Annotated in this window: 19 protein-coding genes; 6 read left to right on the top strand and 13 right to left on the bottom strand. The window is 64.1% G+C overall.

Translation table 11 applies throughout. The annotated features are described in order from the left end of the window. Window positions 1-25: 25 nt before the first annotated feature. From J2X67_RS17595 to dapC, 6 genes are all read right to left on the bottom strand, one after another. A complete protein-coding gene (locus J2X67_RS17595) occupies window positions 26-2,053 on the bottom strand; it encodes an ATP-binding cassette domain-containing protein (RefSeq protein WP_309954774.1) in 2,028 nt (675 codons plus the stop codon). A 136-nt stretch (window positions 2,054-2,189) separates the two neighbouring features. Continuing rightward, complete coding sequence (gene prmB / locus J2X67_RS17600) at window positions 2,190-3,071, bottom strand: 50S ribosomal protein L3 N(5)-glutamine methyltransferase (protein WP_309954776.1); 882 nt, start codon at window positions 3,069-3,071, stop codon at window positions 2,190-2,192. A gap of 121 nt (window positions 3,072-3,192) precedes the next feature. Next, window positions 3,193-4,371, bottom strand: a complete 1,179-nt coding sequence (dapE, locus tag J2X67_RS17605; protein ID WP_309954778.1) for a succinyl-diaminopimelate desuccinylase — start codon at window positions 4,369-4,371, stop codon at window positions 3,193-3,195. A 31-nt stretch (window positions 4,372-4,402) separates the two neighbouring features. Next, on the bottom strand, window positions 4,403-5,551 hold the full coding sequence (locus J2X67_RS17610) for a PilT/PilU family type 4a pilus ATPase (RefSeq protein WP_309954780.1): 1,149 nt from the start codon (window positions 5,549-5,551) through the stop codon (window positions 4,403-4,405). A gap of 56 nt (window positions 5,552-5,607) precedes the next feature. Beyond that, entirely contained in the window at window positions 5,608-6,441 is an 834-nt protein-coding gene (gene dapD, locus J2X67_RS17615; RefSeq protein WP_281150973.1) for a 2,3,4,5-tetrahydropyridine-2,6-dicarboxylate N-succinyltransferase, read from the bottom strand. A 43-nt stretch (window positions 6,442-6,484) separates the two neighbouring features. Further along, entirely contained in the window at window positions 6,485-7,705 is a 1,221-nt protein-coding gene (gene dapC, locus J2X67_RS17620) for a succinyldiaminopimelate transaminase (RefSeq protein WP_309954782.1), read from the bottom strand. Window positions 7,706-7,981: 276 nt separating this feature from the next. Here dapC and J2X67_RS17625 point away from each other — a divergent pair, with 276 nt between their 5' ends. From J2X67_RS17625 to J2X67_RS17640, 5 genes are all read left to right on the top strand, one after another. Continuing rightward, window positions 7,982-8,338, top strand: a complete 357-nt coding sequence (locus tag J2X67_RS17625; protein ID WP_309954784.1) for an RDD family protein — start codon at window positions 7,982-7,984, stop codon at window positions 8,336-8,338. Window positions 8,339-8,396: 58 nt separating this feature from the next. Next, window positions 8,397-9,461, top strand: a complete 1,065-nt coding sequence (locus J2X67_RS17630; RefSeq protein ID WP_309954786.1) for a type IV secretion system protein — start codon at window positions 8,397-8,399, stop codon at window positions 9,459-9,461. 95 nt (window positions 9,462-9,556) lie between these two features. Then, a complete protein-coding gene (locus tag J2X67_RS27755; RefSeq protein WP_409050515.1) occupies window positions 9,557-9,976 on the top strand; it encodes a DUF4189 domain-containing protein in 420 nt (139 codons plus the stop codon). 6 nt (window positions 9,977-9,982) lie between these two features. Next, window positions 9,983-10,621, top strand: a complete 639-nt coding sequence (locus J2X67_RS17635) for a hypothetical protein (RefSeq protein ID WP_309954788.1) — start codon at window positions 9,983-9,985, stop codon at window positions 10,619-10,621. Then, window positions 10,618-12,246, top strand: a complete 1,629-nt coding sequence (locus J2X67_RS17640; RefSeq protein ID WP_309954790.1) for an XVIPCD domain-containing protein — start codon at window positions 10,618-10,620, stop codon at window positions 12,244-12,246. Before J2X67_RS17635 ends, J2X67_RS17640 begins: the two co-directional genes overlap by 4 nt. A 27-nt stretch (window positions 12,247-12,273) precedes the next feature. Here the strand turns inward: J2X67_RS17640 and J2X67_RS17645 are convergent, their stop codons facing one another. The 3 genes from J2X67_RS17645 to J2X67_RS17655 are packed head-to-tail and all read right to left on the bottom strand — an operon-like array spanning window position 12,274 to window position 16,314. Continuing rightward, window positions 12,274-12,921, bottom strand: coding sequence for a LysE family translocator (locus tag J2X67_RS17645; RefSeq protein ID WP_309954792.1), 648 nt, complete (start codon window positions 12,919-12,921; stop codon window positions 12,274-12,276). A 23-nt stretch (window positions 12,922-12,944) separates the two neighbouring features. After that, window positions 12,945-14,291 (bottom strand): amino-acid N-acetyltransferase, encoded by a 1,347-nt coding sequence (gene argA / locus J2X67_RS17650; RefSeq protein ID WP_281150970.1) that lies wholly within the window; start codon window positions 14,289-14,291, stop codon window positions 12,945-12,947. Window positions 14,292-14,331: 40 nt separating this feature from the next. After that, a complete protein-coding gene (locus tag J2X67_RS17655) occupies window positions 14,332-16,314 on the bottom strand; it encodes an AAA family ATPase (RefSeq protein WP_309954794.1) in 1,983 nt (660 codons plus the stop codon). Between the two features lie 305 nt (window positions 16,315-16,619). Between J2X67_RS17655 and hrpA the strand changes: the two genes are divergently transcribed. Beyond that, a complete protein-coding gene (hrpA, locus tag J2X67_RS17660) occupies window positions 16,620-20,582 on the top strand; it encodes an ATP-dependent RNA helicase HrpA (protein WP_409050513.1) in 3,963 nt (1,320 codons plus the stop codon). A gap of 69 nt (window positions 20,583-20,651) precedes the next feature. On the opposite strand, the gene J2X67_RS17665 is transcribed toward hrpA, so the two are convergent. The 4 genes from J2X67_RS17665 to J2X67_RS17680 all read right to left on the bottom strand — a co-directional run bounded on the left by J2X67_RS17665 (window position 20,652) and on the right by J2X67_RS17680 (window position 23,532). Beyond that, window positions 20,652-20,810, bottom strand: a complete 159-nt coding sequence (locus J2X67_RS17665; RefSeq protein WP_157614004.1) for a DUF3309 family protein — start codon at window positions 20,808-20,810, stop codon at window positions 20,652-20,654. A 135-nt stretch (window positions 20,811-20,945) separates the two neighbouring features. Next, window positions 20,946-22,121, bottom strand: a complete 1,176-nt coding sequence (locus J2X67_RS17670; protein ID WP_309954798.1) for a pyridoxal phosphate-dependent aminotransferase — start codon at window positions 22,119-22,121, stop codon at window positions 20,946-20,948. Window positions 22,122-22,152: 31 nt separating this feature from the next. After that, entirely contained in the window at window positions 22,153-23,094 is a 942-nt protein-coding gene (locus J2X67_RS17675) for a CysB family HTH-type transcriptional regulator (RefSeq protein ID WP_309954800.1), read from the bottom strand. 63 nt (window positions 23,095-23,157) lie between these two features. Continuing rightward, the gene (locus tag J2X67_RS17680; protein ID WP_309954802.1) at window positions 23,158-23,532 is read right to left on the bottom strand and encodes a CbiX/SirB N-terminal domain-containing protein; all 375 of its coding nucleotides are present in this window, start codon (window positions 23,530-23,532) and stop codon (window positions 23,158-23,160) included. Between the last annotated feature and the right edge of the window lie 5 nt (window positions 23,533-23,537).

Consider the following 23,537-nt stretch of genomic DNA (forward strand, 5'->3'; position numbering starts at 1 on the left):
CGCATGTCTCCTTTGCGGATCCGGGTCAGGCCGCCAGCGTCTCGAGCTGGTCCGACAGGGCCAGCCAGCGCTCTTCGAGGCGGCCGATTTCTTCGTTGAGGGCTTTCAGCCGCTTGCCTGCCTCGGCAATTTCGCTTGGCGGCAGGGGCTGCGCCAGGCGTGCCTCCAGCGCGGTGCGCTCGGTGCCGGCCGCGGCCAGGCGTTCGTCGATCTGCGCAATTTCGCGCTTGATGGGCTTGGCCTGGTCGCTGCGCTGCTGGCGGCCCTGCGCGTCTTGCTTGCGCTGCTGCGGGTTCTTGCCGGCGGCCGCGGGTTCGCTGGCGGCGGCAGCCGGTGCGGGTGCGGCTACTGCGGGTGCGGCGGGCGCAGCGGCACTTGCGGCCTCGCGCACCGCCACCTTGGCCTCTTCGCGCAGCCGCTTGGCTTCGTCGAGCAGGTAGCGCTGGTAGTCGTCCAGGTCGCCGTCGAAATCGGTCACCACGCCGCGGCCCACCAGCCAGAATTCGTCGCACACCGAACGCAGCAGCGCACGGTCGTGGCTCACCAACATCAGCGTGCCTTCGAACTCGTTCAGGGCCACGGCCAGGGCCTCGCGGGTGGCAAGGTCCAGGTGGTTGGTGGGTTCGTCCAGCAGCAGCAGGTTGGGGCGCTGCCACACCATCATTGCGAGCACCAGGCGCGCTTTTTCGCCGCCGCTCATGGTGCCCACGGGCTGCTTCACCATGTCGCCGCTGAAGTTGAAGCTGCCCAGGAAACCGCGCAGGGCCTGTTCGCCGGTGGCTTCCTTCACGCTGCTGCCGAGCTCGCGCGCCATGCGCACCATGTGCTCCAGCGGCGTGTCCTGCGGGCGCAGCACGTCGAGCTCCTGCTGCGCAAAGTAGCCGATGTTCAGGCCCTTGCCTTCGGTCACCTGGCCGGCCAGCGCACCCATTTCGCGTGCAATGGTCTTCACCAGGGTCGACTTGCCCTGGCCGTTGGCGCCAAGGATGCCGATGCGCTGGCCCGCCAGCACCGAGCGGCTGACGCCGCGCAGGATGGTCTTGGGCTCTTCGCCTTCGATCTCATAGCCGAAGCTCGCATTGCTGATGGAGAGCATCGGGTTCGGAATATTGCCGGGCTCCTTGAACTCGAAGGTGAAGTCGGCTTCGGCCAGCAGCGGCGCAACTTTTTCCATGCGCTCCAGTGCCTTGACGCGGCTTTGCGCCTGCTTGGCCTTGCTGGCCTTGGCCTTGAAGCGGTCGATGAACTTCTGCAGGTGGGCAATCTTGTCCTGCTGCTTGCTGAAGGCGACTTGCTGCTGCTCCATCTGCAGCGCGCGCATGTCTTCGAACTTGCTGTAGTTGCCGCCGTAGCGCGTGAGCTGGGCATTGGCAATGTGCAGGGTCACGTCGGTCACGGCATCGAGAAACTCGCGGTCGTGGCTGATGACGATCATGGTGCCGGCGTACTTCTGCAGCCAGGCTTCGAGCCAGACGAGTGCGTCCAGGTCCAGGTGGTTGGTGGGTTCGTCGAGCAGCAGCAGGTCGCTCGGACACATGAGCGCGCGGGCCAGTTGCAGGCGCATGCGCCAGCCGCCCGAAAAGCTGTTGACGGGCTCGTCGAGCTCGTGCGACTTGAAGCCCAGGCCAAGAATGAGCGCCTGCGCGCGCGGCACTGCGTCGTGCTCGCCGGCGTCGGCCAGGTCGGTGTAGGCGTGGGCCAGCTCCATGCCGATGTCGCCGTCGTCGGGGTTGGCCTCGTAGGCGGCCTCGATGGCGGCCAGCTTCTGGCGCAGCTCGGTCAGGCGGGTGTCGCCGCCCACCACGAATTCGGTGGCCGATTCGTCGGTTTCGGGCATGTTCTGCGCCACCTGGGCCATGCGCCAGTGCCTGGGCACCGAAAAGTCGCCGCCGTCTTCGTGCAGCGTGCCGTTGAGCAGCGCGAACAGCGTCGACTTGCCCGCGCCGTTGCGGCCCACCAGGCCGACCTTTTCACCGGGGTTGAGGGTGACGGTGGCGCCGTCGAGCAGAACCTTGGCGCTGCGGCGAAGAATGACGTTTTTGAGAGTAATCATGAAATAGGAACCGTAGGGGCGATTATCCCGCCCAGCCCCGGGCGGCCTGGCGCAAAGGGGCATAGGGGCGAACAGCGCCCGGTAAAGGGGCCGCAGCGCAGGCTGCGGAAAGCGGTGGGGGCTTGGCCGGGCGCAGCTAACGCGCGCCGGCACCGGCCAGCAGGGCAGCGCGGGTGACCAGCAAGACCTGGTCCTCGCCGGCCGAGGTTTCGAGCCACACCACTTCGAGCTGCGGAAACGCCGCCTCGAAATAATCGCGCTCGTTGCCGATTTCAAGCACCAGCACCGCCTGCTCGCTCATGCGCGAAGGCGCATCGGCAAGCAGCTGGCGCACAAAGTCCATGCCGTCGGTGCCGCCGGCCAGCGCAAGCTCGGGCTCGGCGCGGTATTCGGCGGGCAGGGCGGCCATGCTGGCGCTGTTGACGTAGGGCGGGTTGCACAGCACCAGGTCGTAGGGGCCGGCCACGTTCTTGAGGCCGTCCGATTCGATCAGCGTAATGCGGGTGTCGAGCTGGTGCCGGGTCACGTTGATGGCGGCCACCTCGAGCGCCGCAACGGACAGGTCGGCGGCGTCCACCGTGACGTCCGGATAGGTCAGCGCCGCGAGCACGGCCAGGCTGCCGTTGCCGGTGCACAGGTCGAGCACGCGCTGCGTGTGCTCGCCCAGCCAGTAGTCGATGCTGCCGTCGGCAATCAGTTCGGCGATGAAGCTGCGCGGCACGATGGCGCGCTCGTCCACGTAAAAGGACACGCCCTGCAGCCAGGCTTCCTTCGTGAGGTAGGCGGCGGGCTTGCGCGTGGCAATGCGCTCTTCAATGAGTGCGTGCACCTTGCCGGCATCGGCCGGCGATACGGGGCTGCCGGCCACCGCGTCCAGGTCGTCCAGCGGCAGCTTCAGGCGCCACAGCACGAGCCATGCGGCTTCGTCGAAGGCGTTGGCGGTGCCGTGGCCAAAGGCGACGCCCGCTTCGTCGAGCCGCTTGGCGCCGGCCTCGATCAACTCGATGACGGTGCTCATGGATTTGCTCCTTCCCCTTTTGGGGGAAGGTTGGGATGGGGGCGGGCAGAGCGTCCAATAGATGCGCCGCTTGCCCCCACCCCGGCCCTCCCCCGGGAGGGGAGGGAGAAAGACAAGCGCTTCATGATGGGTCGAGCAGCACTTCGAGCCGCTCCAGCGTGCGCTTGTAGATGTTCTTCAGCGTCTCGATCTCGGCCACGTCGATGTGCTCGTCGATCTTGTGGATGCTGGCATTGACCGGGCCAAGCTCGACCACCTGCTTGCAGATCTTGGCGATGAAACGCGCATCGCTGGTGCCGCCGCTGGTCGACAGCTCTGTCTGGATGCCGGTTTCGTCGGCAATGGCTGCCTGCACCGACGCCACCAGTTCGCCGGGGGTGGTGAGAAACGGCAGGCCGCCGACGGTCCAGGCAAGGGTGTAGTCGAGCCCATGGGCATCGAGCACCGCCTGCACGCGCTTCTGCAGCGATTCGGGTGTCGATTCGGTCGAAAAGCGAAAGTTGAAGTCGATGACCGCGCTGCCCGGAATCACGTTGCTGGCGCCGGTGCCCGAATGAAAATTGCTGATCTGCCAGCTGGTGGGCTGGAACCAGGCGTTGCCCGCATCCCAGCCGCCGGCCGCGTTGATGGCCACCAGTTCGGCCAGCGCGGGTGCAAAGGCGTGGACCGGGTTCTTTGCCAGGTGCGGATAGGCGATGTGCCCTTGCACGCCGTTTACCGTGAGCTTGCCGCTCATGGTGCCGCGGCGGCCGTTCTTGATCATGTCGCCGCAGCGCTGCACCGCGGTGGGCTCGCCGACGATGCAGTAGTCGATGGTTTCGCCGCGCGCGGCAAGGGCGTTGCACACGACGACGGTGCCGTCGATGCCGGGGCCTTCTTCATCGCTGGTGAGCAGCAGCGCGAGCGTGAGCTTGGGGTCGGGCGTGGCCTTGAGAAACTCTTCGATCGACACCACGAAGGCGGCAACCGAGGTTTTCATGTCGCAGGCGCCCCGGCCGTAGAGCTTGCCGCCGCGGTGGGTTGGGGTGAAGGGGTGGCTGGTCCACTGCTCGACCGGGCCGGTGGGCACCACGTCGGTGTGGCCGGCAAACACCAGCGTTTTTGTTGCCGCGGCGCCAGCGGGGCGGCGCACCGCCCACAGGTTGGTTACGCGAAAGTCGGCCGGGCCGCTTTCGATGGTTTCGAGCGTGAAGCCCAGTGGCGCGAGCCGCTCGCCGATGATCTGTTGGCAGCCCGCATCCTCTGGGGTGACGGAGGGACGCGAGATGAGTTGTTCGGCGAGCTGGAGCGTACGGGACATCAGATAAAAAGCCGGGGGAGGGCCGGGTCGGTCAGAACTTCACGTCCAGCGTGATGTCGGTAAAGGTGGGTTCGTCGACCTGGTCCGTCAGGTGGCGGTCTTCGATCTTGGGCTTGGGCGCGGCGCGGTTCTGCAGGCGCCACATCAGGTTGGTGGGCGAGTCGGACTGGGCCAGGCCTTCTTCGCGGGTCACGCGCTCTTCGGTAATGAGGCGGGCAATGTCTTCTTCGAAGGTCTGCGAGCCTTCGGCCATCGATTGCTCCATGGCCTCCTTGACGGCGGAGAAGTCGCCTTTTTCGATCAGCTCGGCCACCAGGGCCGTGTTGAGCATGACCTCCAGCGCCGGCACGCGTCCGCCGGTGGGCGTGCGCAGCAGGCGCTGCGACACGATGGCGCGCAGGGCCGAGCCCAAATCGCCCAGTAGCGTGGGGCGCACCTCGACCGGGAAGAAGCTCAGGATGCGGTTGAGCGCACGGTAGCTGTTGTTGGCGTGCAGCGTGGCCACGCACAGGTGGCCCGATTGCGCGTACGCAATGGCGGCCGTCATGGTTTCGCGATCGCGGATTTCGCCGATCTGGATCACGTCGGGCGCCTGGCGGAGCGCATTCTTGAGCGCCACCTGCAGCGACTCGGTGTCGCTGCCCACGTCGCGCTGGTTGACCAGCGACTTCTTGTTGGTGTAGGTGAACTCGATGGGTTCTTCCACCGTGAGGATGTGGCCGGTGGCGTGCTCGTTGCGGTAGTCGAGCATGGAGGCCAGCGTGGTCGTCTTGCCGGCACCCGTGGCGCCGACCATGAGGATGAGCCCGCGCTTTTCCATGATCAGCGTCTTGAGGATGTCGGGCAGGTTCAGGTCGGCAAAGCTGGGAATGGTCGAGGCAATGTGCCGCACCACCACCGCATAGCTGCCGCGCTGGCGCATGGCGCTGATGCGGTAGTTGCCGGCGCCCTCGAGCATCACGGCCATGTTGAGTTCGCCCGTTCTTTCGAGCTCCTGGATGCGGTTTTCGGGCACCACCTCGGCCAGCAACGCGAGCGGCGCGGTAGCGGGCAGCACCTGCGCATTGATCGGCACGCAGGTGCCGTTCATGCGGATCAGCACCGGGGAGTGCGCCGAGAGATAGATGTCGGAGGCCTTGCGCTCGGCCATCAGACGAAGGATTCGCTCCATCATGTTCATCGATCTCTCTCCTCGGATGCTGTTGTTGTCTAACGGGAAAAAAGCAGGCAGGAAGCTCAGTCGCGCAGCAGGTCGTTCAGGCTGGTCTTGGAGCGCGTTTGCGCATCGACCGTCTTGACGATGATTGCCGCGTAGGTGCTGTAGTCCTGGCCCGACTTGGTCTTCTTGGGCAGGTTGCCGCTGATGACGACGCTGCCGGACGGCACGCGGCCGAAGAAGGTTTCCCCGGTGTCGCGGTTGAAGATAGGGGTGCTCTGGCCGATGTACACGCCCATGCCGAGCACGGAGTTTTCTTCGATCACAACGCCTTCGACCACTTCGGAGCGGGCGCCGATGAAGCAGTTGTCTTCGATGATGGTGGGGCCGGCCTGAAGCGGTTCGAGCACGCCGCCGATGCCCACGCCGCCCGACAGGTGCACGTTGGCGCCAATTTGCGCGCAAGAGCCCACGGTGGCCCAGGTGTCGACCATGGTGCCTTCGCCCACGTAGGCGCCAATGTTCACGTACGAGGGCATCAGGATGGCGCCCTTGGCGATGTAGCTGCCGCGGCGTGCAACGGCCGGGGGCACGATGCGAACGCCCGATTCCTTCAGCTCGCCGGCCGACAGGTGCGAGAACTTGGTCGGCACCTTGTCATAGAAACCGAGCGAGCCGGCCTGCATCTGCTCGTTGTCCTTCAGGCGGAACGACAGCAGCACGGCCTTCTTGATCCACTGGTGCACCGTCCACTTGCCCACGCCTTCGCGCGTGGCAACGCGCAGCTTTCCGTTGTTGAGTTCGGAGATCACATGCTCGACAGCTTCGCGCACTTCGGCGGAGGCGGCGGTGGGCGAGACGTTGGCGCGGTCTTCCCACGCGGCGTCGATGGTTTGTTGCAGTTGCTGGGTCATGAGAGAGTCTCAGGTAAAAAATGGGGGCCGGGAAAGCAGCGGTTCAGCGCTGGCCTTTTGCGCCGGATTGGACGAAGCGGACGATGCGCTCGGCGGCTTCCACGCATTCGGCGGTTTCGGCCACCAGCGCCATGCGGATTCGTCCGCGGCCGGGGTTGGGGCTGTGTGCCGTGTCGCGCGCCAGATAGCTCCCCGGCAAAACCGTAACATTGTATTGAGCGTAGAGCTCGCGGGCGAAGGATTCGTCGTCGCCAGCCCACACTTCGGGCACCCCTGCCCAGAGGTAGAAGCTGGCGTCTGGCAGGCGAACGTCGAGCACCGGTTCGAGCAGGGGCGTGACGGCGTCGAACTTGGCCCGGTACCTGGCGCGGTTTTCGACCACGTGGGCTTCGTCGCCCCAGGCCGCAATGCTGGCCGCGGCCACGGTGCCGCTCATGGCACTGCCGTGATAGGTGCGGTACAGCAAGAAGCTCTTGATGATGGCGGCATCGCCGGCCACAAAGCCGCTGCGAAGGCCCGGCACGTTGCTGCGCTTGGAGAGCGAGGTGAGCGCAATCAGGTTCCTGAAGTCGCTCCGGCCGAGCTTTGCGGCGGCTTCGAGGCCGCTGAGCGGGGGCTCGTCGCGAAAGTAGATTTCGCTATAGCACTCGTCGGCCGCAATCACAAAGCCGAAGCGGTCGGACAGCGCGAAAAGCTTCTTCCATTCGTCCAGCGGCATCACGGCCCCGGTCGGGTTGCCGGGCGAGCAGACGAACACCAGTTGGGTGCGCTTCCAGACCGAATCGGGAACGCTGTCCCAATCGACCGCGAAATTGCGCGAGGCGACGCTCGGAACGTAGTACGGCTCGGCACCGGCAAGAAGGGCCGCGCCTTCGTAGATTTGATAGAACGGATTGGGCGAAACCACGACCGGCGAGGGCGATTTGCTGGCGTCGACCACCGTTTGCGCCAGCGAGAACAGCGCCTCGCGCGAGCCGTTGACGGGCAGCACCTGGCTTGCCGGGTCCAGCTGAAGGGCGTAGCGTCGCTGCAGCCAGTCGGTGAAGGCGGTGCGCAGCTTCAGGTTGCCGGCGGTGGCGGGGTAGGCCGCCAGGGTAGACATGCTGGCCGCCAGCGCCTCCTTGATGAACTCGGGCGTGGCGTGCTTGGGCTCGCCGATGCCCAGGCTGACGGGCGCGTAGTCGGCATTGGGCTTGACGCCCTCGAACAGCAGCCGCAGACGCTCGAAGGGGTAGGGCTGGAGCTTGGAAAGCAGGGGATTCATGCGCCCGATTATGAAGAAAGTCCGGCTTCTATCGATTTGATGCTTGCTCGTGATCGCCAGTCCACCCACCTGTTCATATGATCAGGTACGGCCATGGGGCCTCAGGGAAGGAAGAACATGGGCAACAAGCCCCCGAGATCGCGCTACGCGCGACAAGAAGATCGCATTGATAGCTGGCAAGTGGGCCGGCCCGCCAGTCGCGGCAGGCGATTTGCTGGTGTCGTGATCGACTAGGCTTTGGTGTTTTTTGCGTTTGGGCTACTGACAAAGTCCACGTTGTGGGGTAACTGGGATCTGGACTCTGGAGCAAGCCCGTGGCAACCCCATTTTGATCACGTCTATCTGGGCTTCGTCATCTTCTGGGGCACGCAGGGATATCTGCTTTTCACCCGGAATCAGACCGTTGGCAAGTGGTTGCTCAACATGCGCATCGCTCGACCCGACGGTTCGCATGTGTCGGGCATTCGGATACTTGCACGCTACGGCCTCAGCCTGATGGCGTCGCTTGTTCCTCTGTGGTCTTTGCTGATCAATTGTCTCGTCGACCCTCTCTTCATCTTCGGCGCTTCACGCCGCTGTCTGCACGATGAAATCGCAGACACCGTCGTGCTCGAGATCCGACGTCCTGCCTGACCGAACACACATTTAGCGACCCAGCGCGGTTGCAACCGATTTACAGGGAATAAGAACTATGACCGTGGACATGAGCTTGGCCTTTTTTGTGTTGATCTACGCTTGGGTCACCAAGAAGATCGATGATTTCAGCAACCACTTCATGCACAGCGCCATGTCCGCGGTTGCCGCTGTTGTTCTGGTGCTGTTCACAGCCTGGATCATGGTGCAGGGCTTTCGCATCCTGACGGGCCAGTCACGCGAGCCGATGATGGGGCTGGTGGTCAATGCGAGCCGCACGACCCTCATCCTGATCGCCGCCTCCACGATGGCTTTGGGGGGCTCCAGCATCCAGACCTTCTTCACCGATACCCTGACCTCGGGCATCAATGGCCTGGTCACGGGGAACGATGACTCGCCGGCGAAGGTGATCGACAAGAACCTGGCCTATACGGCGGTGGCGATGGCCGCCATCGAGGGAGCACAGGGGCTCAACGCCAGCACTAGCGCCGACAACGTGGCGGCTGCGGGCCGCGCCTCCCTGATCGCCATGCTGGGCGTGGCCGGCCCACCGATTACGGCGGCGGCTTTGCTGCTGACCTATAAGGTGGCGCTGGCCTTGTTCATCGGGTTAGGGCCGATTTTCATCATCTGCCTGATCTTCAAGGTCACCGAGTCGATGTTCTGGCGCTGGCTGAACTACGGACTAGGCACCTTGTTCTCGTTGGCGGTGCTCAGTTTCATGGTTTCGCTCGTATTGGATCTGACACTGCGGGTGGCCGCGGCGCTATGGGTGGGCAATGCTTTGCTCGATCAGCAGGGCGGTGCTGGGCTGACCAATCAGGCGATGCAGCAAGGGGGTATCGGCCTCTTGATGACGGTGCTGCTGGTCACCGCGCCAGCGATGGCGGGTAGTTTCTTCGGGGGGACGTTGGGGCAGTTCCAGCCGTTCTCGCAAATGGGTGGTGCATCGCAACCGGGCACGCAAGGGCCTTCGGGGCAGGCGCCCGGGGCGTATCAGCAACAAACGACCCAGACGACGCAAACGGCCCCTCCTGATGAGACGGGCCGCGGCCCTCTTGGCGGTGCCCGCACTGCAGGCGTCCCCTCTCCCTCTCCGATCGACGCCGTGAAGAGGAGCTAACCATGTCAACACATCTCTTGCGTAGTTTGCTCGTGATTGCCTTGTGGCTGCTGGGAACTGGGATGGGCCATGCAGAAGGGAGTTGCCCTCCTGGGATGTATCCAAACAACCCCGGTAGCACCAGCGGGGTGAACGGTTGCAACCCCATTCCAGGGTATGGAAGTCAGCAGGCACCGCAACTGCCAGCCCAGCAGTGGGAGCGCCGATGGGGAGCAATTGCAACGGACGGGCCTCAAGGCGCCTTGGGCGTAGCCACCGACAAGCAAAGCAAGCGAGAAGCGTCACGGGTGGCCATGCAGGATTGCCAATCGAAGGGTGGAGTGAATTGCAAGATTGACATTGCATATGACAACCAGTGCGCTGTGGTTGTCGTCGGCGACGGTGGGTACAACGTACCGAACGCCCCCACAGCGGCCGAAGCCGTTGAGATGGGCATGAAGACATGTCGCAGTGCTGGACGTACCAACTGCCACGTTTACTACTCCGCCTGTAGCCTGCCCGCGCGAATTAGGTAAACGGCCATGAAACGCCTCGTAGCCACTACGCTCCTTGTTCTTTTCACCCTCACGCTCCCCGCTTGCGGACAGTCCATGAAAAAACCTGATATCAAACTAAACCCGCATCCCAAAATGCGTTACGAATTGACGCTGACCGTTCATGATGCCCCCGGGCCGTTTGAATCGGTCACAGGGTTCATGCAGTACGAGGTGCAGAACGAGCAGGAGTGCGTGCCAGCGGATGCCATCAGCGGGCACCATCAGCGCCTGTCCATCGATCCGGACATCGAGTTCAAGCGCGCGGGCGACAGTCAAATTTACAAGGGCACGGTTTATCTGGATTGGGTGCAGGACGGCGACTATTACGGATTGGGGGGGTGTCGCTGGAAGATGGTCGGCTTCTCGGGCGTGATGAAGGCAGGCGAAGTGACCTTCAATCCGTTTATTTCGGGCGACCAGATTGCGACACAGCAGTCAAAGACTGAATTCTTCGCCAAGAAGATCTACAGGGAAAAATTCGAAGCATCCCATGCTCCTCTATCGGGCGAGTTGCGCACGACGCCCGGGTTGTATGTTGGTGGAGTTGCGCATTCGGAATGGATTGCCCAACAACCTGAAAAATTCTTTTCGACCACCCTGAGCGCCAAGGAGGACTTTCAATGAGCATTGACTCCAACGAATACGCGCGCTTGTCCAACGATTCGTACAACGATCGCTCCCAAGAGAAGAGTTCCAACAAGACGGTTCCCGTCGGAGGCATCGACTACAAGATTCTCGACATAACCAATGATCCGAAAACGGGTTATCAGGGCACGGCCTACCAGCGCATGGACACCGGCGAAGTAGTCATTGCCCATCGCGGCACGGAACCGGACTCCAAGGACATCAAGGCCGACGCAGGCATGGTCTTCAACGGACGCAACAGCCAACTCGACCGTGCTGTGGTGTTTACGGAAAGGGCCATGGCAAGAGCGCGTGAAACGCAGCCCAATTTTGCCAAGCCCATTGCTGTCTCCATCACCGGCCACTCCCTGGGTGGCACGCTGGCCGAGATCACGGCGGCCAAGTACAGCTTGCATGCCGAAACCTTCAATGCGTACGGCCCAAAGGATTTGGCCGACTTGAAGCGCTATGGCGTCGACGTGCATGCTCAGCATCCGAATATCTTCAACCATGTGCGTGCTACCGACGTGGTCGGCGCCGGGGCCCCGCACTTGGGACAGGTAAAGATTTATGCCGCGCAGCAGGACATCGAAAGCCTCCGCCATGGCCGCTATATCGGGGGCTCGCAGTTGCCGGGCAATCCGCTGTTGGCGGCGGACGTCGCAGCGCACTCGATCACGAATTTCCTGCCAGGCAACGAAGCATTGGGCGAGTCGGTTATGAACGCGGCCAACGAGGCGCGCGCGCGTGCCTATGCCGGCCCCATCGCGCAGTATCGCCATGATGTGATGAAAGGTCGGATCGACTTGCGTACGGTGGCGGACCATAGCCTGCCGCCGATTCCGACCGTGAGTGGCCTGCGGCTGGGTGTGCAGGCGGCGGATGCGGCCAGTACGGTGGCGGCGGAGAAGGCAACGCGAGCTATGTTGTCGGGTGCACAGGCGGTCGGATACGGCGCACAGGCTGTCGGCGATGCCACGGGACAGGCCTACGACGCCACGAGCACCGCGGTCGTCCACGCAGCCAAAGCGACTGGCAAGGCCGTCGCTTCAGGCGCACAGGCGGCCAGCAACGCGGCCGAGCGAGCCTACGATGCAACGCGCGACTCGGTGATCACGGGTACCCAGCGGGCAGGGCAAGCACTTCAGGAGAGCGGCCAAAAGATCCGCGATGACGCCTCCCGTGCCTTTGGCAAGCTCACCCGTCCGTGGCTCCATAGCCAAGCAGAGGCAGCCCCGCTCTTGAACCAGCCAGAGCATCCTGGCAACGGGGTCTATAAGCAGTCGCTTGCCGGCTTAGAAGAAATCAATACCAAGCGCGGCATTCCCTCTGATCACCGCACCTGCAATGCCGCTGGCACCTTGGCTGCAGGAGCTTGTCAATCCGGCTTCAGACAGATCGACCACGTGGTGCTGAATGAGGACGGCAGCAAGCTCATTGCGGTGCAAGGTAAGCTTGGCTCGGCGCATTCCAAGGTGTTCGATGTGGACACGATAGTGGCGCTGAACACGCCCTTGGTGCAGAGTTCGCAAGCCTTCGCCGATGCGCACAACCAGCAACAGAACCAGCGCTTGCAACAGGCGAATCAGCCTGTCCAGACGCAGGCTGCCCCGGTTCTGTCTTGAGGATGGTCGCCGGCCGCTCCGGCCCGCTCAGGTGCCGCTGCGCCGGTAGAACGCCAGCGAACCTGCCAGCGCCAGCAGCATCGCGCCGCAGGTTCGGTCGATCCAGCGCGCCGCGGCGGCCGTGAGCAGCCGCATTGCGCGCGCGCCGACAAAGGCATAGAACAGCATGACGGCTGCATCGAGCGAGGCGAACAGCACCGAGATGATGGCGTACTGCATGCCCTGTGCGGCCGAGGGATCGATGAACTGCGGCATCAGCGCCGAGCAGAACAGGTAGCCCTTGGGGTTGGTAACCGCCACCAGGAACGACTTGAGAAAGACCTTGCGGCCCTCATTCGGAATGCCGGGCGAAGGCTCGCCTGCATTGGCCCGAGGCGCATCGAAGCTGCCGCCTTTGGAGCGGAGCATGCGAATGCCCAGCCATGCAAGGTACACCGCGCCCACCCACTTGAGCATGGAGAACCAGAACTCCGAAGCCGCCAGCAGTGCGCCCAGGCCCAGCGCCACCGCGCCGACCAGGACGAAGTCGGACAGCACAGCGCCCAGGATGCCGGGCAGTGCGCCGCGCACCCCGCGCCTCGATCCGTTGCTCAGCGCCAGCAAAACCGTTGGGCCCGGCGTGGCAATGGCGGCCAGCGCCACGATGGAGAACAGCAAGGCGGTGGCGAGCGTCATGGCGGCGGGCTTCCTTAATGGGTTCAGATCTTCTTGACGAGCACCTGGCTCTTGCGGTCCCAGTTGTACTTGCGCTTGCGGGCTTCGGGCAGCCAGTCGGGGTTGACCTGCTGGAAGCCGCGCTTCAGGAACCAGTGCATGGTGCGCGTGGTGAGCACGAAGATGCTTTCCAGGCCCATGGCCTTGGCGCGATGCTCGATGCGCTTGAGGATGCGCTCGCCGTCGCCTTGCGACTGCGACTGGGGCGACACCGTCAGTGCCGCCATCTCGGCCGTGCGAGCCTCGGGGTAGGGGTAGAGCGCCGCGCAGCCGAAGATCACGCCGTCGTGCTCGATGACGGTGTAGTGGCCCACGTCGCGTTCGATTTCGGTGCGGTCGCGCTTCACCAGGGTGCCGTCGCGCTCGAAGGGCTCGATCAACTGCAGGATGCCGCCGATGTCGTCCACGGTGGCTTCGCGCAGGCTCTCGAGCTTTTCGTCGATGACCATGGTGCCGACGCCGTCGTGCACGTAGATTTCGAGCAGCAGTGAGCCGTCCAGCGCAAACGGCAGGATGTGGTTGCGCTCCACGCCGGCCTTGCAGGCCTTCACGCAGTGCTGCAGGTAGAAGGCGGTGTCGGTCGGCCGCTGTGGCGGCGGCAGCGAGGCCAGCAGCTTCTCGGCCGCGGCAAGCGGCAGCTCGGTGTCGATCGGGTTGTCTTCGCTCTCGGGCAGCTCGCTGTCGATGCGAATGCCCGGGATCTCGGTCAGGAAGATCAGCTTGTCGGCCTGGATCGAAATGGCCACGCTGGTGGCGACTTCTTCCATCGTCAGGTTGAACGCCTCGCCGGTGGGCGAAAAGCCGAAGGGCGACATCAGCACCATCGCGCCGAAATCGAGCGTGCGGCGAATGCCGACCGCGTCGACCTTGCGCACCAGGCCCGAATGCTTGAAGTCCACCCCGTCGACCACGCCGATGGGGCGCGCGGTAATGAAGTTGCCAGAGATCACGCGAACGGTCGACCCGGCCATGGGCGTGTTCGGCAGGCCCTGGCTGAATGCGGCCTCGATCTCGTAGCGCAGCTGGCCGGCGGCTTCCTGGGCCGAGTCGAGCGCCACCTCGTCGGTAATGCGGATGCCGTGCGAATAGCGCGCCTCGTGCCCCTTGGCGGCAAGCTGCTCGTTGACCTGCGGGCGGAAGCCGTGCACCAGCACGATCTTGACGCCCATGCTCTGGATCAGCGCCAGGTCTTGCGCAATGTTCTGCAGCTTGCCCGCCGCAATGGCCTCACCCGCCAGGGCGACCACGAAAGTCTTACCGCGGTGCGTGTGGATGTAGGGCGCGACCGAGCGGAACCAGGGCACGAAGGTGAAGTTGAAAACGGTGGACATGGAGCGTGATTGTGCATTCTTGAACAAAGGTTCGCGCGGCTCAGGCCAACGCGCGCAGCAGCCGGGCGGCACTGGCACCCGCAACGGGACCGTCCGGCGCCTGGGCAGGTTCCGAGCCGGGCAGCTTGCGGGCCTTGAAGGTGGCCAGCAGTGCGGCGTAGGCGTCGGTTGCATCGGCCGCATCGGTTGGTAGGTCGAGCATTTCGGCCAGTTTCGACGGCGCCACCGAGCCCTCGCACATCAGCGCGTCCACCACGGCCATGAAGGCGGGCGTGTGCGCCTCGAGCAGTGCCAGGGCGCGCGCATGCTCCTGGGCCAGCAGCGCCTCGATCTCGGGGTTGGTGGCCTTGACGTCGGTGTTGAGGTTGTCATCGGGGTCGTTGGCCACGTCGGTGCGGCTCAGGCGGGTGCCGAAGGCGTAGTGGCGCACGTACTGCGCGGCGTGGGCGGTGGCCTGGCGGAAGTCTTGCGACGCGCCGGAAGTGCAGGCTTGTTCGCCGAACACCAGCTGCTCTGCCGCGCGGCCCGCCAGGGCCACGCAAATGCGGTCGCGCAGGTTCTGCCGCGACCACGCCTTGCGGTCTTCGTAGCTGTTGTAGCCACCCTCGAACGATGCGACGTTGATCTTGATCTCCTGCGGCGCGCGGCCGAAGAGCAGGCCGTAGGCCACGCCGTGGCCCGCCTCGTGCACAGCGAGCAGGGCTCGAAAGTCTTCGTTCGAGCGCTGCTTGAGCCGGTTGAGTTCGAGCGTCACCGCGAAACTGCGGCGTGCCTTTCGGTAGCGGGCCACGATGCACGATTTGTCCGTGGCCGTTTCCAGCGACAGCCGCACCGGCTCTGCGCCACTCGCGCCTTGCTCCAGTGCCCACAGTGCGGCGTTGACCAGCGTCGCGCTCAGTATTGCGTGGATCGAAGAGAACAGCGGGCGCGTGCCCTGTGCCGGAAAAACGGCGTTGGCATAGATCTGCTCGTACACGCTCGATTCGAGCATGAAGCGCACGCCCGAGCTTTCGTGAATCTCCTCCACGTAGCGGTCGCAGATCGAAAGAATCAGCTGCACATAGGTGGCCCGGCTGAACGACGGATAGATGACGTGGTTGTTGCCCAGCCGTGCAACCTGCTCGGGCTTGAAGCGTTCGGCCAGCGCCTTCTTGACGTCGATCAGCGAGAGCTTCTTTGTCAGCGCGTGGAAGATATCGGCATCGGTGTCGCAGTCTTCCACGCGGCGCGCGGTTTCGGCATACATCTCGTCCAGGTTGCCCGAGACGAACACCAGCAGCTTGCTGTAGTCGGTTTCCCAGCCTTGCTGCGTGTCGCGAAAGGCGCGCAGCCGGGCATGCACTTCGGCGGGCTTCCACGCCATGATCTGCAGAAGGGTTTCGGGCAGCTTCAGGCAGCGCTTGATCTCTTGCGCTTCCCAGGGGGCGAGGTGAAGCTTTCGCTTCTTCGTTTTCTTCTTGTCGGCCGGGCCGTCGCGGTCTTGCTCGTACTCGGCCTGGGCGAGCGATGCCTCGATCTCGCCGAGCATCGAAAGCGCCGGTGGCAGCCGGCCGTCGGAGAGCAGCGCCCACACGTCCTGGTAGCGCTCGACCTTGGCATCGTTGCCATTGCCGTCGAGCGTGCGAAAGCGCTGGAACTCGTCGAGCACCAGGATGCCCGGCGTGCCTTCGTCGATGCCCGATTCGGCCAGCATGGCCGAAATCGAACCCCGGCTGCTGTAGCCCGAGCCGTGGCTGAAGCCGTCCATCTGCACTTCGATGAAGCGGTCGTAAAAACCAAGGTGCTGCGCGAGCCGGCGCACCAGTTGCGTCTTGCCGGTGCCGGTGAGGCCCCAGAGGCACACGATGACCGGGCGGCTGATGAGTTGCGGAAACACGTACCACGCGCGCAGCGAATCGATCAAGCGGTCGATGATGTCGTCGATGCCGAAGAGCTCGGTCTTGAGCGCCTGGGCAACTGCCTGCAGGTGACGCGTTCGCTCGGATAGCGCTGCATGCAGGTCTGGATGAATGTCGTTGGACATGAAAAATATTTGAAAGAGGCAGGAATGAAGAAGCCGCCGCTCCCTCGCGATGAGGAGGCGGCAATGCAGACGCTGTGAGAGGGTCGGTTGCTGCGCTTCGGCCTTGGAAGCGAGCAGGGCGCCCGGTTGAACGGACGCGCGGGCTTCTTCTTCAGGCCGGACGCGGCAACTCGACCCCGCCATGCACCGAGGCATGGCTTGCGCGGCGGCTGCGCAAATCGAGGGGTACGAGGAAGGAGGTCATGGGCGTAATCGTAGCCACGACCCGTGATGGAGTAAAGACTATTTACGCCGCGTGTTGCGCAATGGCCGCGCAATGTGGGAGGCGTGCAACAGCGGCGGCGCGCGCCGATAATCGACGGTTTGCCCGCCGCGCCTTGCGAACAGCTTTTCCCTTGACGACCACGACACCTTCCGCCCCCCTGCGCATCGACTTTCCCGAATCGCTACCCGTCTCAGGCCGGCGCGATGAAATCATGGCCGCCATCGAGGCGCACCAGGTGGTGATCGTCTGCGGCGAAACGGGTTCGGGCAAGACCACCCAGCTGCCGAAGATCGCGCTGGCGCTCGGCCGCGGCAAGCTCAACGCACCGCCAGGCAAGGGCCGGCTCATCGGCCACACGCAGCCACGACGTATTGCCGCAAGCTCTGTGGCCAAGCGCATTGCCGAAGAGCTGAAAACGCCGCTCGGCGATGTGGTCGGTTTCAAGGTGCGCTTTCAGGACCGGCTGAGCCGCGACGCCTCGGTCAAGCTCATGACCGACGGCATCCTGCTGGCCGAAACGCAGACCGATCCGCTACTGAAGGCCTACGACACGCTGATCATCGACGAGGCGCATGAGCGCTCGCTGAACATCGACTTTCTGCTGGGTTACCTGCGCGAGATTCTTCCGCGCCGGCCCGACCTGAAGGTGATCGTGACCTCGGCCACCATCGATGCGGATCGCTTTGCGCAGCACTTTGCGTCGGGCAAGGGACCTGCGCCGATCATCTACGTGTCGGGCCGTACTTTCCCGGTCGAGCAGCGCTATCGGCCGTTCGAGGAGTCGCGCGAGCATGACCTGAACGACGCGATTGCCGATGGCGTCGACGAGCTGTGGCGCGATCCGCACAACGCGGGCGACATCCTCGTGTTTCTGCCCGGCGAGCGCGAGATCCGGGAGGCGGCCGACCACCTGCGCCGCCACCTGAGTCATCAACCGCTGCTGCGCAACGCAGAGGTGCTGCCGCTCTTTGCGCGGCTCTCGGGCCCGGAACAGGACCGCATCTTCGACGGCCACACGGGGCGGCGCATTGTGCTGGCCACCAATGTGGCCGAAACCTCGCTCACCGTGCCGGGCATCCGCTACGTGATCGACACCGGCACGGCGCGCGTCAAGCGCTACAGCTTCCGCAGCAAGGTCGAGCAACTGCTGGTCGAGCCGATCAGCCAGGCCGCAGCCAACCAGCGCGCGGGCCGCTGCGGCCGCGTGGCAAACGGCATCTGCATCCGGCTTTACGACGAAAAGGATTTCGAAGGCCGGCCGCGCTTTACCGATCCCGAGATCCTGCGTTCTTCGCTCGCCGGCGTCATCTTGCGCATGAAGTCGCTGCGCCTGGGCGATGTGGCGCGCTTTCCGTTTCTCGAAGCCCCTTCGCCGCGCGCGATTGCCGACGGCTACCAGCTGCTCAACGAACTGGGCGCGGTCGACGACGCCAACGAACTCACCGCTACCGGCGCCGAGCTTGCCAAGCTGCCGCTCGACCCGCGCGTGGGCCGCATGATCCTGGAGGCGCGAACGCGCGGCGCGCTCGAAGAAGTGCTGGTCATTGCATCGGCCCTCAGCGTGCAGGACGTGCGCGACCGGCCGATGGATGCGCAGCAGCAAGCCGACCAGGCACATTCGAAATTCGACGACGAGAAGAGCGAGTTCAGCGGCTACCTGCGGCTGTGGAAGTGGATTGCCGATGCGCGCGGCGGGCACGGCGATACGCACAAGCTGAGCAACCGGCAGTATGAGCAGCTGCTGCGCCAGAACTTCATCAACATCCGCCGCGTGCGTGAGTGGCGCGACATTCACTCGCAGCTGCTTACGGTCGTCACGGAGCACAAGTGGCGCATCAACGCCGAGCCCGCAGGCTACGAACCGCTGCACCTGTCGATGCTCGCAGGCCTGCTCGGCAATGTGGGCTGGAAGCTCGAAGACGACGAAGCGTACCTGGGGGCGCGCGGCATCAAGTTCTATCGCCATCCGGGCGCGCACCTGAAGAAAAAGCCCGGGCGCTGGATCGTTGCGGCCGAACTGGTCGAGACGACGCGGCTCTTCGGCCGCGGCATTGCCAACATCGAACCGCAGTGGCTCGAACAGGTGGCTGGCCATCTGCTGAAGAAGCAGCTACTCGATCCGCACTGGGAGAAGAAGGGCGCGCAGGTTTCGGCGCTGGAGCGCGCAACGCTTTATGGGCTGGTGGTCTACAGCGGGCGCCGCGTCGATTTCACCAAGGTCGACCCCGTGGCGGCGCGTGAAATCTTCATTCGCGAGGCGCTGGTGGGCGGGCAATGGGAAAGCAAGTTTCCGTTCCTCGCGGCCAACCGCAAGCTGGTGCGCGAGGTCGAGGGGCTGGAACACAAGGCCCGCCGGCAAGACGTGCTGGTCGACGAAGAGCTGATCTTCGCCTTCTACGACGCGCAGCTGCCCGCCGACGTGGCGAGCGGCATCACCTTCGAGAACTGGTACCGCCATGCCTCGAAGGAGCAGCCGCGCCTGCTGTACCTGACGCGCGAGGAGCTGATGCGCCACCAGGCCGCGGGCATCACGACGCAGTCGTTTCCGCCCACGCTGCGGCTTGGCGGCGTCGATTGCGCGGCGAGCTACCTGCATGAGCCGGGCGACGCGAAGGACGGCCTCACGGTGAGCGTGCCGCTCTTCGTGCTGAACCAGGTGAGCGAAGAGCGCTGCGAGTGGCTGGTAACCGGCATGCTCAAGGACAAGATCCAGGCGCTGCTCAAGAGCCTGCCGCAGCGCCCGCGTTCGCGCCTGGTGCCGTTGCCCGATTCGGCGGCAAAGCTGGCGGAAGAACTCTCGGCGCCCGAGGTTTTCGGCCACGGTTCGCTGACCGACGTGCTGCTGAAGCGCGTGCGCGACGCCACGAGCATCGACGTGAAGCGTGCCGATTTCAAGCTCGACATGCTGCCGCCGCACCTTTTCATGAACCTGCGCATCGTGGACGAGCATGGGCGGCAGCTTGGCATGGGGCGCAACCTGGGCGCGCTGAAGGCTGAACTGGGCGCGCAGGCGCGCGGCGCATTCCAGGCACTGGCGGGCCTCAACGTCAAGGCGTCGGCGGAGCGAAAACCGGCTGAGGGCAGCGAAGGGCGCGCGCAGAACAAGGGCAATGCCACCGCCGCGCCTGCGCCCGCCGCGCCGAGCTTGCCGGCTGGGCAGCGCTATACGGCCTGGAGCTTCGGCGAGCTGCCCGAACTGATGGAAGTGCGCCGCGGATCGCAGTCGCTCATCGGGTTTCCGGCGCTGCGGGACGAGGGCGATGCCGTCACCATCGAAGTGTTCGACGAACCCGCCGTGGCCGCAGCAAAGCACCGCGCCGGCTTGCGCAGGCTGTTTGCGCTGCAGCTGAAAGATGCGCTCAAGTACCTCGAGAAAAATATTCCCGATCTGCAGAAGATGGCCGTGGCCTACATGCCGCTTGGCACATCCGAAGAGTTGCGCACGCAGATCATCGATGTGGCGATCGACCGGGCCTTTCTGCAGGAGCCGCTGCCCACCGACGAATTTGCCTTCAAGCGCCGGCTCGAAGAAGGGCGCGGACGTCTCACGCTGATTGCCAACGAGGTGGCGCGGCTGGCTTCGGCCATCCTGGTCGAGTACGCGGCTGCTGCGCGGAAGATCAAGGACACCAAGATCCAGCCCGAGGCGGTGCAAGACGCCGCGCAGCAACTGCAGCGCCTGGTCGGCAAGCGCTTCATTGCCGATGCGCCGTGGACGCAGTTGCAGCATTTCGCGCGGTACCTCAAGGCCATTGTGCTGCGGCTGGACAAGCTGCGTGCCGACCCCGCGCGCGACGCCGCCAAGCTGGCCGAGCTTCGGCCGCAGGAGCAGCGCTATTGGCGATTGGTGGCGGAGCGCAAAGGCGTGGTGGACGACCGGATGCTCGAGTTTCGCTGGCTGCTCGAAGAGCTTCGCGTGAGCTTCTTCGCGCAGGAACTGCGCACGCCGCAGCCGGTGAGCGTCAAACGGCTGGACAAGGCCTGGGCACAGCTGCAGGCCTGATTGGGGAGACGACAAAAAAGAAGCCCGCTTGCGCGGGCTTCTCTCAGGTGCGAGAAATTTCAGTGAGCGCTATATGCGTCCCATGAGCACCAGAATGATCACGATCACCAGGACGAGGCCCAGGCCACCGCTTGGCCCGTAGCCCCAGCTGCGGCTGTAGCCCCAGCTCGGCAGCGCGCCGATCAGCAGCAAGATCAGAATGATCAGCAGAATGAACGAGAGGGACATGCTTTTCTCCTGGACGTTGTTGTTACGAGAATGGATGCTCGTTGTCCGGGGGCGCAAGACACGCCGGAAAGCCGCTCCTTCGGCGGTCAGGACTGTCCTACCGTTGGCGTCGGCCTTGGAGCCGCCTCAGGCCGTTCAGAGCCGGGCGAGACGGTCCAGTGCGGAAATCAGCGTCTCGTCCTTCTTGGCAAAGCAGAAGCGGACCACGCGCTGGTCGAAACCGTTGCCATAGAACGCCGACAGCGGAATAGCCGCCACGCCGATCTCGCTGGTGAGCCAAAGGCAGAAGTCAGCTTCGGAGAGTTCGCTCACCGCGGAAATGTCGACGCACTGGAAATAGCTGCCTTCGCTGCGCAGCAGCTTGAAGCGGGTCTTCTCGGCGAGCCCTGCGGCAAAAAGGTCGCGCTTGCGCTGGTAGAAGGCCGGAAGCTCGAGATAGGGCTTCGGGTCGGCCATGTACTGTGCGAGTGCATGCTGCATGGGCGTGTTCACGGTGAACACGTTGAACTGGTGCACCTTGCGGAATTCCGCCATGAGCGGTGCCGGCGCCGCCACGTAGCCGACCTTCCAGCCGGTGACGTGATAGGTCTTGCCGAAGCTGCTCACAATGAAGCTGCGCGCGGCCAGGCCCGGGAAGCGCGCCACGCTTTCGTGCTGCGCGCCGTCATAGATCATGTGCTCGTAAACCTCGTCGGCAATCACGAACACGTCGGTCGGCGCCAGCAGTTCTTCGAGCTTGCGCATTTCGGCCGCGGTCCAGATGGTGGCGCTCGGGTTGTGCGGCGTGTTCACGATGATGGCGCGCGTGCGCGGCGAAAGCGCTGCGGCAATCTTGTCGAAGTCGGGCCGGAAGGTACCCGGTACCAGCGGCACGCGCACCACGCTGCCGCCGGCCAGCTCGATGTTGGGCACGTAGCTGTCATAGCAGGGCTCCAGAACAATCACCTCGTCGCCTGCTCGCACCACCGCAAGAATGGCCGTGATGATGGCCTGCGTGGCGCCGGCGGTTACCGTGATCTCGGTGGCCGCGTTGTAGCTGTGGCCGTAGAGGGCAGCAATCTTTCCGGCAATGGCTTCGCGCAGCGCGGGAATACCGGGCATCGGCGGGTATTGGTTGTGTCCTGCAGCCATGGCGGCTGTCACGTCTTCGAGCAGCTTGGGGTCGCAGTTGAAGTCTGGGAAGCCCTGGCCGAGGTTGACGGCATTCTTCTCGGTTGCCAGTGCGGACATCACGGTGAAGATGGTGGTGCCGACGGTGGGGAGCTTGGTGGTGATGTCCGGCGTGCGGGGGGCGGTAGGAACAGTGCTCATGGTCGTGTTCGGAAACTGGGGCTGCTGAATATCAAAGGTCGTAGTCTTGCTGGTGGCCGCTCAGGGCCTTCGCAATCAGGTTTCGGTCGAGCCGATCGGACAGCAGCTCGGCAAACTTGAAAACGAAGTTGCGCAGGTAGGCACTGCGCTTGAACGCCACGCGCGCAATGTTCTGGCCGAACACATGCCCCATGGGGCGCACGACGAGATCGGCGTTCGATTCGTCGCGCACAGCCATCTCGGCCACGATGCCCACGCCCAGGCCAAGGCGCACGTAAGTCTTGATCACGTCGGAATCGATGGCTTCGAGCGCGATGCGCGGCGTGAGCTTTTTCTGCGCAAAGGCGTGGTCGATGCGCGTGCGGCCGGTGAACGACGGGTGGTAGGTAATGATGGGTTCGTGCGCCAGGTCTTCGAGCGAAATGCGCTCCTTGGCAGCCAAGGGGTGGTCTTTGGGTAGCACCAGCACGTGCTGCCATTCGTAGCAGGGCAGGGTCACGAGCTCGGTGTAGTCCGCGAGCGATTCGGTGGCAATGCCCACCTCGGCGATTTCATCGATCACCATGCGGGCCACCTGGTCGGGCGAGCCCTGGTGCAGGCTCACGTTGACCTTGGGGTAGGCCTCGCGCAGGCGGGCCACCGGCACGGGCAGCACGTAGCGCGCCTGGGTGTGCGTGGTGGCAATGGAGAGGGTGCCGCTGTCCTGCGCGCTGAATTGCTCGCCGATGCGCTTGAGGTTGCCAACCTCCCTCATGATCAGCTCGATGCTGGCGATGACATGCTGCCCAGGCTCGGTGACTCGCTTGAGGCGCTTGCCGTGGCGGGCGAAGATCTCGACGCCGAGTTCTTCTTCGAGTTCGATGATGGCTTTCGACACCCCCGGCTGCGAAGTGTGGAGCGCCTTGGCCGCCTCCGTAAGGTTCAGGTTGCGCCGCACGGCTTCCTGAACAAACTTGAATTGGTGCAGATTCATATCAAATTCCGTCTTATTGCGGAATTCATTATGCCTTCGGAGTCTATCGAAATGCCCGGGATTTCAAGATTTGGTCGCGATTCTGGCCAGCAGTTCGATCAGTTCAGGCTCTTCGCCGACGATATTGGCCAACTGGAATTCAACGTTGGGCCACGTTTCACGCAACGCGTCCAGTTGAAGGGGCAGGTCTTCGCGTGCGTGCTTGCCCATGCCCAGAAACAGCGGAACGACCCTGAGCGAGCGTGCGCCGCTTGCAATCAAGGCTGCGGAAGCCGTGCGCAAATCGGGCGTTGCCAGCTCCATATAGGCGCAAACCACCCGCGCCTGCGGGTTGATTGCCGTGACGCGCGCAGCCACGGCCTCGATGGGTTCGCGCCAGCGTTCGTCGCGCGAACCATGGGCCAGGAGAATGATGCCTCTTGCGTTCACCGTCGTCATGTCTG

This window comes from Variovorax sp. 3319 (genome assembly GCF_031456585.1).
Lineage (GTDB): Bacteria > Pseudomonadota > Gammaproteobacteria > Burkholderiales > Burkholderiaceae_C > Variovorax > Variovorax paradoxus_P.

Coding starts and splice junctions, on each gene's coding strand:
- prmB (WP_309954776.1), bottom strand. CDS start 3,071: ATGAGCACCGTCATCGAGTTGATCGAGGCCGGCGCCAAGCGGCTCGAC.
- dapD (WP_281150973.1), bottom strand. CDS start 6,441: ATGACCCAGCAACTGCAACAAACCATCGACGCCGCGTGGGAAGACCGC.
- dapE (WP_309954778.1), bottom strand. CDS start 4,371: ATGTCCCGTACGCTCCAGCTCGCCGAACAACTCATCTCGCGTCCCTCC.
- J2X67_RS17610 (WP_309954780.1), bottom strand. CDS start 5,551: ATGAACATGATGGAGCGAATCCTTCGTCTGATGGCCGAGCGCAAGGCC.
- argA (WP_281150970.1), bottom strand. CDS start 14,291: ATGTCCACCGTTTTCAACTTCACCTTCGTGCCCTGGTTCCGCTCGGTC.
- J2X67_RS17675 (WP_309954800.1), bottom strand. CDS start 23,094: ATGAATCTGCACCAATTCAAGTTTGTTCAGGAAGCCGTGCGGCGCAAC.
- dapC (WP_309954782.1), bottom strand. CDS start 7,705: ATGAATCCCCTGCTTTCCAAGCTCCAGCCCTACCCCTTCGAGCGTCTG.
- J2X67_RS17665 (WP_157614004.1), bottom strand. CDS start 20,810: ATGTCCCTCTCGTTCATTCTGCTGATCATTCTGATCTTGCTGCTGATC.
- J2X67_RS17670 (WP_309954798.1), bottom strand. CDS start 22,121: ATGAGCACTGTTCCTACCGCCCCCCGCACGCCGGACATCACCACCAAG.
- hrpA (WP_409050513.1), top strand. CDS start 16,620: ATGGCCGCGCAATGTGGGAGGCGTGCAACAGCGGCGGCGCGCGCCGAT.
- J2X67_RS17595 (WP_309954774.1), bottom strand. CDS start 2,053: ATGATTACTCTCAAAAACGTCATTCTTCGCCGCAGCGCCAAGGTTCTG.
- J2X67_RS27755 (WP_409050515.1), top strand. CDS start 9,557: ATGTATCCAAACAACCCCGGTAGCACCAGCGGGGTGAACGGTTGCAAC.
- J2X67_RS17640 (WP_309954790.1), top strand. CDS start 10,618: ATGAGCATTGACTCCAACGAATACGCGCGCTTGTCCAACGATTCGTAC.
- J2X67_RS17645 (WP_309954792.1), bottom strand. CDS start 12,921: ATGACGCTCGCCACCGCCTTGCTGTTCTCCATCGTGGCGCTGGCCGCC.
- J2X67_RS17680 (WP_309954802.1), bottom strand. CDS start 23,532: ATGACGACGGTGAACGCAAGAGGCATCATTCTCCTGGCCCATGGTTCG.
- J2X67_RS17655 (WP_309954794.1), bottom strand. CDS start 16,314: ATGTCCAACGACATTCATCCAGACCTGCATGCAGCGCTATCCGAGCGA.
- J2X67_RS17630 (WP_309954786.1), top strand. CDS start 8,397: ATGACCGTGGACATGAGCTTGGCCTTTTTTGTGTTGATCTACGCTTGG.
- J2X67_RS17635 (WP_309954788.1), top strand. CDS start 9,983: ATGAAACGCCTCGTAGCCACTACGCTCCTTGTTCTTTTCACCCTCACG.